The 9,531-nt window shown below is 62.2% G+C and carries 7 protein-coding genes; 5 read left to right on the top strand and 2 right to left on the bottom strand.

Going from position 1 to position 9,531, the window contains the following annotated elements:
* Together VJ651_RS18800 and VJ651_RS18795 are read right to left on the bottom strand one after the other, a co-directional pair.
* Positions 1 to 1,136: FAD-dependent oxidoreductase (locus VJ651_RS18800; RefSeq protein WP_324108901.1), on the bottom strand; the 1,136-nt coding region annotated here is incomplete at its 3' end.
* A complete protein-coding gene (locus tag VJ651_RS18795; protein ID WP_324108900.1) occupies positions 1,117 to 2,373 on the bottom strand; it encodes an L-lactate dehydrogenase in 1,257 nt (418 codons plus the stop codon). The genes VJ651_RS18800 and VJ651_RS18795, both read right to left, overlap by 20 nt.
* Positions 2,374 to 2,527: 154 nt before the next feature.
* On the opposite strand from VJ651_RS18795, the gene VJ651_RS18790 reads away from it, so the two are divergent.
* The 5 genes from VJ651_RS18790 to VJ651_RS18770 all read left to right on the top strand — a co-directional run bounded on the left by VJ651_RS18790 (position 2,528) and on the right by VJ651_RS18770 (position 9,503).
* A complete protein-coding gene (locus VJ651_RS18790; protein ID WP_324108899.1) occupies positions 2,528 to 3,460 on the top strand; it encodes a LysR family transcriptional regulator in 933 nt (310 codons plus the stop codon).
* A 75-nt stretch (positions 3,461 to 3,535) separates the two neighbouring features.
* Positions 3,536 to 4,969, top strand: a complete 1,434-nt coding sequence (locus VJ651_RS18785; RefSeq protein ID WP_414691360.1) for an aldehyde dehydrogenase family protein — start codon at positions 3,536 to 3,538, stop codon at positions 4,967 to 4,969.
* Between the two features lie 162 nt (positions 4,970 to 5,131).
* Positions 5,132 to 7,999, top strand: a complete 2,868-nt coding sequence (locus VJ651_RS18780) for a PAS domain S-box protein (RefSeq protein ID WP_324108897.1) — start codon at positions 5,132 to 5,134, stop codon at positions 7,997 to 7,999.
* Positions 7,993 to 8,619, top strand: coding sequence for a LysE family translocator (locus VJ651_RS18775; protein WP_324108896.1), 627 nt, complete (start codon positions 7,993 to 7,995; stop codon positions 8,617 to 8,619). Before VJ651_RS18780 ends, VJ651_RS18775 begins: the two co-directional genes overlap by 7 nt.
* 155 nt (positions 8,620 to 8,774) lie before the next feature.
* The gene (locus VJ651_RS18770) at positions 8,775 to 9,503 is read left to right on the top strand and encodes a ribonuclease activity regulator RraA (RefSeq protein WP_136417050.1); all 729 of its coding nucleotides are present in this window, start codon (positions 8,775 to 8,777) and stop codon (positions 9,501 to 9,503) included.
* Positions 9,504 to 9,531 lie beyond the last annotated feature (28 nt).

The following is a 9,531-nucleotide window of genomic DNA, read 5'->3' as shown; positions in this document are numbered from 1 at the left end:
TTGCAGTTCTCGGTCATCTGCTTCAGCAGCCATCGGTTGCCCAGCAAGGCGTCGCGCAGGAATCCGACGATCTTCTTGTCGCGGATCGAGGGATTGAATTCCGCGCCTGACACTGCAAGCTCCTTCAACGCGATCTTCCGGTTCAGCAGTTGCCAGGAATACTGCTTCTCCTGCCTGCAGATCTGCGTCACCAGTTCCCGCGTGTCGAAGCCGCTCACCAGCGGTTGCGGACCGATGCGCTCGCCGCGCCAGTTCAGCCACAGTGCCGAGCGCGGCGGCACCAGCGACAGGCCGTGACCGGGCTTTCGCGGTCGCCAGTGATGCACGCCGGCCGCATAGTTCCACATGCGGTCGAGATAAGTCAGATTGCCACCGACGGACTGCACCGCGTCATGCAGCATGCCATTGGCAAATTTGTGCGAGCCGTTCAGGATGACTTCCGGCGGCGATTTCCACTCGGCGTGCCAGTGTTCGCGCACGCGCTCGATATTGCCGTTGATGCCGCCGCTGGCAACCAGCACGGCATCGCCTTGCGCGACGAAATCTTCCCTCGTGTCTTCGGTGACACCGCGACAGCCGATGATGCGGCCGCCTTCCGAGATCAAGCCGTCGACCCGATGCTGGAAGTGCAAGCTCAGGGCCTTTCGCCGCGGATGCGCCTGCAATGCATTGATCAGTTGTGTCGCCAGACCATGTCCGGTGCCCCAGGTCACGTGCCAGCGCGGCACCGAATTGCCGCCACTGAACTGGCCGCGCTCGACCCACAGCGGCAAGGGCAGGAAGCGCACACCGCGTTCCTTGAGCCAGCAGTAGATGTCGCCGTAACTGTCATTGACGTAGGACTCGGCCCAGCGGCGCGGCCAGAATTCCGCCGATGCATCCTGCCCGAATCCGCCGAAGGCCAGCCAGTCCTGCAATGCCAGCTCGGGCGTATCGCGAATGCCGCAGCGACGCTGCTCCGGCGTGCCGACCAGCAGGATGCCGCCGAAACTTTCCTTCGCCAGCCCGCCGAAATTCTCCTCGCTATCGCGCTCCAGCAATGTCACGCGCTTGCCGGCCGACAGCAGTTCCAGCGCGGCGACAATGCCGGCCAGCCCGCCGCCGACGATCACGACCTCACTTTGATATTTCTGCATAGTCCACCCGGGAGCCCGCAACGCCATGGATGCCTGCGCTTGCCGCGTCTTTCATGCCTGTCGCCGGCAAGGCCGATGTCAGGATGTCCTGGTTGATTTCATTCAAGTCGGTGCAAGCCGTGAGCGCCATCGCCACTTCCATCTCCTTGCGCATGATCTGCAGTACATGCGCGACACCTGCCCCGCCGGCTCCTGCCAGCGCGTAGGCCCAGGCACGTCCGATGATGCAGGCGCGCGCGCCGAGTGCCAGCGCCTTGACCACATCGAGTCCGCTGCGCACGCCGCCGTCGACCAGTACTTCGACACGATCGCCCACCGCATCGACGATCGGAGGCAGTGCCGAAATCGATGAGGGCACGCCGTCGAGCTGCCTGCCGCCATGGTTCGAGACGACCACGCCGTCGAAGCCGAGACTGGCTGCCGTGCGCGCGTCGTCCGGATCGAGGATGCCTTTGACGACAATCTTGCCCGGCCAGTTTTCGCGCAGCCATGCGAGGTCGTTCCAGGTGACTGCGGGATCGAACTGTGCATTCACCCAGGCACGAAAGGCGGGAAGACTTTGCGCCTCCGGCATGGCCTTGACGAGGTTGCCGAACACCAGTGGCTTGCCGCGCATCGCCATGCTCAATGACCACCCGGGATGCGAGATGAAATCCCAGGCCTTGGCCAGTTTTCCGAACGGGCTGCTGATGCCGGTCATGCCGTTGCGCACGTCCCGGTAACGCGCACCCACCACCGCGAGATCGACGGTAAAGACCAGGACCGGGCAGCCGGCCGCATGCGCCCGCTGCAGCAGCTCGCGCGCATAGCCGCGATCGCGCATGACGTACAGCTGATACCAGAACGGTGCGCTGGTGTTGGCCCGCACTTCCTCGAGCGAACAGATGGAAACCGTCGACTCGCAAAACGGCACGCCGGCGCGCTCCGCCGCCTGCGCCGCCTGCACCTCGCCGCGCGGCGCGAACATGCCGGCGAGGCCAACCGGGCCGAGGATGACCGGCATAGCCAGTTTCTGGCCCAGCACCTCGGTCTTCAGATTGATGTGCGATATGTCGCGCAAGACCCGCTGCCGCAGGAGAACGCGGCGGAAATCCTCGACGTTGTTGCGCATGGTTGCTTCATCGTATGCGCCGCCATCGAGGTAATCGAAGAACTGGCGCGGCAATCGCCGCCGGGCCAGCTCACGGTAGTCGCCGGCCGAAGCCGGTTGAAGAAAAGACGGACGTGCCTCGAACATGGTTTGTCTCCCGAATTATTCTTTGCAGGCCAGGCGACGCACGGCGCGGCAGTTGGCGCGAGATTGGCCCCGGCTTTATGGCCGTAGTATCCTGCATACGGCGATACGTGGTCTAATGACTTTTTTTCGGTGAGTGATATCCGGGAGTTATCGCATGAACCTGAAGCAGTTGCAGCACTTCGTGACGCTGGCGGAGTCGGGCAACGTCCACAAGGCGAGTGCCAGGCTGAATATCTCCCAGCCTGCGCTGTCGAAGAGCATTCGCGTGCTGGAGGAAGATCTCGACATCGTGCTGTTCGACCGTTCTCCCCGCGGCGTGCGCCTGACGCCGGTCGGCCAATGGCTGCTGTCGCGCTCCTCCTCGCTGCTGGGTGATATCCAGCAACTGCATACCGAAATCGACCTGATCAAGCGGCAGGCCAACGGTTCGGTCCGCATCGCCGCCGGCACCGTCTTGTGCTCGTCGCTGATGCCGGAATGCCTGGCGCGTTTGCGCGAGGTGGCAGCCAATGTCGATATCGTGGTGGAGTCCGGCTACTGGGATGACCACAAGCACATGCTGCTGAACAGCGAGATCGATTTTTTCGTGGCGGATTCGCGCGAGTTGGAAGACATCATCGAGTTTGATATTGCGCAGTTGCCCTCCGAGCCGATATGCGTATATGTCCGGAATGGGCATAATCTATTGAAGAAGAGAAAACTGACGACCGCGGACCTGCAGAAGTATCCGTTCTCGGGTCTGACGAAAATTCCGAAAGAGCTGGAACGCGCCTTGAAGACGTACCCGGAATTACCGCCAAGCAGGTGGTCCGCGAGCGCGGTGTCGAGCAATGATTTCGGGCTGTTGCGGGCGAGCGCCGCGCTGACCGATGTGCTGTTCTTTTCGCCGCCCAGCGCAGTGAAGGACCAGGTCCGGCGCAAGGAACTGGTGCGCTTGAACATCGCGCTGCCGTCTGCTTTGCAAACGCATTTCGCGATCGTCGCGCTCAAGGATCGCAAGCTCTCGACCTCGGCGGAACTGATGAAACATACCATCATGGAATGCGCCATCCAGCAGTTCCAGGCGAGCGAGACGCTGAAGCAATAAGTAGGGCTGTTTTTCGATACGGAGAACACAATGAGCACCAACCCGTCCATGCAGGAATTCATGCCGGTTTCTCCCATGGTGGAAAGCGATCCCCGGCGCATCAGGGAAGTTTTCGACAGTCAGCTCGAAACCGCCCTGCGCTGGCGCCTCTCCACCGCGAACGAGCGCATCGCGCGCATCAAGAAATTGCGCGACGCCATGATGGCGCAGCGCGAAGCGTTCTACGAGGCGTTCATGCAGGACTACCGCAAGTCGCCGCCGGAAGTGGAAGCGTCGGAATTTCTCCCGGTCATGGACGAGATGCGGCACGCCATCGGGCGGGTCAAGCGCTGGATGAAGCCGCTCAAGGTGTGGCCGACCAGCACCATGCTCGGCACGTCCGGCTGGGTGCAGTACCAGCCGCGCGGCCGTGTGCTCATCATCGCACCTTGGAACTATCCGCTCAGCCTGTGCTTCGGTCCACTGGTCTCAGCACTGGCAGCCGGCAATACCGTGATCATCAAGCCCTCGGAAATGACGCCGGCCGTGTCGGCCCTCATGGGACGCATCATCGGCGAGGTCTTTCCCCATGCCGAAGTGGCATTGTTCGAGGGCGGGACCGCCACCGCGCAGGCGCTGCTCGACCTGCCCTTCGACCATATTTTCTTTACCGGCTCGCCCGCTGTCGGCAAGATCGTCATGGCCGCCGCCGCCAAACACTTGACCAGCGTCACCCTGGAACTCGGCGGCAAGTCGCCCACCATCGTGGGAGAAACGGCCGACGTCAAGCTCGCCGCCGAAACCCTGATGTGGGGAAAATTCCTTAACGGCGGGCAAACCTGCGTTGCACCGGATCATGTCTATGTACATGATTCCGTGAAGGACGCTTTCATGACCGAATGCCGCAAGGTCATTCAGTCGCGCTACGGCACCAGCGCGCACGAGCAGAAGCACACCGCGGACCTGACGCGCATCGTCAACCAGCGCCACACCCAGCGCGTTGCCTCCCTGCTCTACGATGCCCTCACGCGCGGGGCCGCCATCCAGACCGGCGGCGAAGTGGACGTCGCCCAGTGCTATATCGCGCCGACCCTGATCGATCGCGTCCCGACCGGATCGCAAATCCTGGAAGAAGAAATTTTCGGGCCGATTCTTCCCGTTATCGGCTACTCGCGGCTCGACGCCGTCATCGCCGAAATCAACTCCCGTCCGAAACCGCTCGCGCTGTATATCTGGAGCAAGGACCAGAAGGAAATCGACAAGGTGTTGCTGCAAACCAGCTCGGGCGGCGCCTGCATCAATCACTGCGTGATGCAGTTCGCGCATGGCGAGCTGCCGTTCGGCGGCGTCAACAACTCGGGCATCGGCAATGCGCACGGCCACTACGGTTTCAAGGCGTTCTCGCACGAGCGCGCCGTACTGCGCTCGTCGCCGCTCATGCTGGTGAAACTGTTCTATCCGCCTTTTTCCGAGGCGCGCCGCGGCCTGATCCGCAAGATCGTCGACATGCTGCGTTTGCCAATGATTTAAGTTTGGCGGCGTCCGTCGCTATCCGCCCGGTGCGCTCGTATTCGCGCATCGTTCGCTTGCCTCTTGGTATGCGCTGCGGCCTCAGCTTGCGTATAATTGATCCAAAGCAATTAATGTCACCATTGCAGGTCGCGCACCTGGATAGCAAAGAGGCGTTTGTCTATGTCCTTCGATATGCCGATCTCCAAGATCATCCGATCCGAGATCCTGCAATGCCCTCCGCACACTCCGATCAATGAAGCCATCCGCAGCATGCATCAAAGCCGCTGCGGCTCCATCCTCATCACGGAGCGCGGCGAGGCGATCGGGATTTGGACACGATGCGACGCACTGCGCATCGACTTGAAGGATCCTGGAGCGATCAAGGCGCCTATCGCATCCGTCATGAGTCCGGCGGTGAAGACGCTCAGAAGCGACACCACGGTGTCCGTCGCCTCCCACTTTTTTCTCCACCATCGCATCCGGCACGCGCTCGTTATCGACGAGGCCGGGCAGCCCGTCGGCATGCTCAGCCAGTCGGACGTGGCCGGGATTCCGAGCCTGGAACTTGACGTCAAGCTGAAGACGGTCGGTTCGCTGATCGAACGCCCGGCCCTGATCCTGCCCGGAGACCTTGCGCTGGCCGACGCTGCCAGGAAAATGGCGATGCACAGCCGCGATGCCATTGTCGTGGAATCAGGCAAGGATGTCGGCATTCTTACGGAACTGGATGTGATCGGAGCGCTGGATAGCCGGCAAACCGAATTGCCCGTTGGTCAGCTTGCAACCTACCCGCTCATCAGCGTGGAGGCGGATACCAGTCTCTTCTTCGCACGTGCGCTGTGCGCCGAAAAAGGCATCCGGCATCTTGGCGTCACGGACGGGAATGGCGCCATCCTCGGCATCTTGTCCCAGACCGAAGTACTGGCCGGCTATGAGCGCGACTATCTCAACAGCCTGCAGCACGCTCTTTCGGACCACAAGCAACGCCTGGCCAAGGCCGATCAGGAGCTGCTGCTGGCGCGCCAGGTATTCGATGCGACCGGCGAAGGCATCATGATCACCAGCCCCGACGGCGTGATCCGCACCGTCAATCCGGCGTTTTCCCGCATCACCGGCTACTCGCGCGACGAGGCGCTGGGAAAGACGCCGCGACTGCTGCGCTCGGGACGGCATTCGGAGGCGTTTTACACGGACATGTGGAATGCCATCCGGTCGACCGGGCGCTGGGAAGGCGAGATCTGGGATCGGCGCAAGAGCGGCGAAGACTTTCCCAAGTGGCTGTCGATTCGCGCGCTCACCGACGAGACTGGCGCGGTCAGCTCCTATATCGGAACCTTTTCCGACATTACCGACAAGAAGCAGGCGCAGGAAGCGCTGCGCGAAAGCGAGGAACGCCTGCGCACCCTGATCGACGCTACCCCGGATTACATTTGCTTCAAGGATGGCGACGGACGCTGGCAAGAGGTGAACAAGAGCACCGTCGATCTGTTCGGACTGCATGATCTGCCTTACCAGGGCCGCACCGATCAAGAACTGGCCGGCATGGTCGAACCGACACTGGCAGGCGCCCTCGCGCAGAGCGCGGAGGACGATGCGCGCGCCTGGGCAAGCCGGCACATGCTGAGAACCAGCCAGACCATCGTGTCTCCTTCAGGGGACCGGACCTACGACATCATCCGGACCCCGGTGTTTCACCCGGACGGAAGCAGGAAGGCAATCGCCACGCTGGGGCGGGATCTCTCGGATTTGCATCGCGCCGAGCAGGAGCGTCAGGAAAGCGAACGGCGCATGCATGACATCATGGCAACGCTCGGTGACGGCGTGATGGTCATGGACCCCGACGGCAAGCTGGTCTATCTGAACCCCGCCGGCGAAGCGCTGCTCGGCTGGAAGACGGAAGAAGTCGCCGGCAGGAAGACCCATGAACAGTTTCATTTCAAGCGTCCCGACGGCAGCCTGCTGACCGCCCAGGAATGTCCGACCATGCAGGCATTGCGTGCCGGCGCCCTTCACCGGGCCAAGGAAGATTACTTCGTTCGCAAGGACGGCAGCCTGCTGCCGGTTTCGCTCGTGGCTACCCCGCTCCTGAAAAACGGGAAGGTCGACGGCTCCGTCGTCAGTTTCCATGACATCAGCGGCAGCCTCGAAGCGGAACGCGCGATCCGCGAACGCGAAGAACGCTACCGCGCCTTGTTCAATGCGAGCAGCGACGCGATCTTCGTCTGCCTGCTGACGCCGGAAGGACTGACCAGCATTGTCGAGGTGAACGACGTCGCCTGCTGGCGCCTGGGCTATACAAGAGAAGAATTGCTGAGCCTCACGGCGAGCACGGTCGATGCCACCGGCAGTCTCGGCGACTTTCCGCTGATCGCGGAACGCCTGCTGAACAAGGGTGAAGCCATGTTCGTGACGGAACACCGCACGAAGAACGGAAAAACGATTCCGGTCGAAATCAGCGTGCGCTCCTTCGAATGGAAGGACACCCAATATGCGCTCTGCATTGCGCGCGATATCACGGAGCGACAGGCGCAGGAGGAAGAGCTGCGCCGTCGCGCGCACTCCGACAGCCTGACCCAGCTGCCCAACCGTTCCTTCCTGCTCGAACTGACCAAGCGCACTCTGGCCGCGGCCATCCGCAACAAGAACCAGTTCGCCCTGCTCTTCCTCGACCTGGACGGATTCAAGCAGATCAATGACACGCTTGGTCATGAAGTCGGCGATCTGGTCCTGAAAGCCGCCGGCGAGCGCATGGTCAAGGCGGTGCGCGGCTGCGACATCGTTTCACGCCTCGGTGGCGACGAATTTGTCATCGTCCTGACCGAAATCACCAACGCCGAAGACGCCACCGCAGTGGCGGGCAAGGTCGAGGAAGCGGTGAGCCAGCCATTGAGAATCGGCGATCATGCCCTCGACATTCGGACCAGCGTCGGCGTTGCCGTCTATCCGCGCGACGGCGAAGACATCCCGGCCCTGATGCGCTTTGCGGATCGCGCGATGTACGACTGCAAGGCTGCACATCGCAAGCGGCGCCTGGAAAAACCATGCTGACTCCGGAACAATTCATCGGTTTCCTGGCCGCCGCCATGCTGATCACGGCCTCGCCCGGCCCGGACAACCTGATGGTCCTCGGCGTCGGCATTTCACGAGGCCGCGCGCAAGGCATGGCGTTCGGACTCGGCTGCGCACTCGGCTGTCTGAGTCACACGGTCCTGGCGGTCGCCGGCGTCAGCGCCTTGATTGCCGCTTCCCCTTTTGCATTCACCCTGCTGAAGACGGGTGGCGGCTTGTATCTGGTCTGGCTCGGCATCCAGGCACTGCGCAGCCGCGGCGGAGCGAAAGCGGCCGCCATCAGACCCGCCGACGAATCCTTGTTCAGGCTTTTCACCCGCGGCGTTTTCGCCAATGCAATCAACCCCAAGGTCGTCCTGTTCTTTCTGTCCTTCCTGCCGCAGTTCGTCATTGCCGAACACGGCAACGTCAACTGGCAGATCGCGGCACTGGGACTGACATTCACAGCCCAGGCGGCCGTACTCTTCGGTCTGCTCGGCTTCTTCTCCGGCGCCGTCGGCCAATGGATCAATGGGCGGCCCCGTGCAGGAATCGTCCTCGATCGCATCGCCGGCGCCATCTTCGTCGGGCTGGGCATCCGATTGATCGTGGCGCGCTAGTGGCGAGCTTTGCCGCGAAACAAGCGCATGACGGAGCAGTCTTGCCGCGTCCGGCAAGTCAAACGGTATTCCCGTACACTACATGACGCACCACGAGCTTGAGATCGGCCGGGCCAACAACAGGCCCCGGTTTCACCCATGACAAGGTAATTTCAATGGCTATCGAATCCCTCCCCCTCGACTCCGCAATCGTTCGCACCCTCTCAAGCATTTCCACCGCCACACTGACCACGGTCCTGCTGAAGAAGGGCCTGCGCAATGTCTGGATGCGCGGCACCATCCCGATCGACAAGCAGCAGACGCGCCAGGTCGGCCGCGCCTTCACCTTGCGTTTCGTGCCCGCGCGCGAAGACCTGGCAACGCCGGAATCCTGGTCATCCCCGATTTCCACCCGCGCGGCAATTGAAGCCATGCCGCCCGGCTGCATTGCGGTAGTCGATGCAATGGGCGTCACCGATGCCGGCATCTTCGGCGACATCCTTTGCTCACGCATGAAGAAGCGCGGCGTCGCGGCGCTGATCACGGATGGCGTGGTGCGCGACATCCAGGGCGTATCGGGCACGGGCCTGCCGGTCTGGTGTCGCGGCGTTGCCGCACCGCCCTCAGTAGCCGGACTGACGTTCGTCAACTGGCAGGAGCCGATCGGCTGCGGCGGCGTAGCGGTCTTTCCCAACGACGTGGTGGTCGCCGATGCCGATGGCGCGGTACTGATCCCGGCCAAACTGCTCGATGAAGTGCTTGCGTTGGCAACGGAACAGGAGCAACTGGAAAACTGGATCATGTCCGAAGTGGAAGGCGGCGCGGCCTTGCCAGGACTGTATCCGCCGAACGCCGAGAACAAGGCGCGCTACGAGGCCTTCAAGGCCGGCGGCAAGAAAGCATGAGCAGCACGATTTTTCGAATACCGGAACC

It is taken from the genome of Noviherbaspirillum sp., from assembly GCF_035254865.1.
Taxonomy (GTDB): Bacteria; Pseudomonadota; Gammaproteobacteria; order Burkholderiales; family Burkholderiaceae_D; genus Noviherbaspirillum.
The sequence above is the reverse complement of the archived record's forward strand: the minus strand, read 5'-3'. Positions and strand labels throughout refer to the sequence as shown.

What these genes read in the sequence shown, in the direction of transcription:
- VJ651_RS18795 (WP_324108900.1), bottom strand. Translation starts at nt 2,373, where the DNA reads ATGTTCGAGGCACGTCCGTCTTTTCTTCAACCGGCTTCGGCCGGCGAC.
- VJ651_RS18790 (WP_324108899.1), top strand. Translation starts at nt 2,528, where the DNA reads ATGAACCTGAAGCAGTTGCAGCACTTCGTGACGCTGGCGGAGTCGGGC.
- VJ651_RS18785 (WP_414691360.1), top strand. Translation starts at nt 3,536, where the DNA reads ATGGTGGAAAGCGATCCCCGGCGCATCAGGGAAGTTTTCGACAGTCAG.
- VJ651_RS18780 (WP_324108897.1), top strand. Translation starts at nt 5,132, where the DNA reads ATGTCCTTCGATATGCCGATCTCCAAGATCATCCGATCCGAGATCCTG.
- VJ651_RS18775 (WP_324108896.1), top strand. Translation starts at nt 7,993, where the DNA reads ATGCTGACTCCGGAACAATTCATCGGTTTCCTGGCCGCCGCCATGCTG.
- VJ651_RS18770 (WP_136417050.1), top strand. Translation starts at nt 8,775, where the DNA reads ATGGCTATCGAATCCCTCCCCCTCGACTCCGCAATCGTTCGCACCCTC.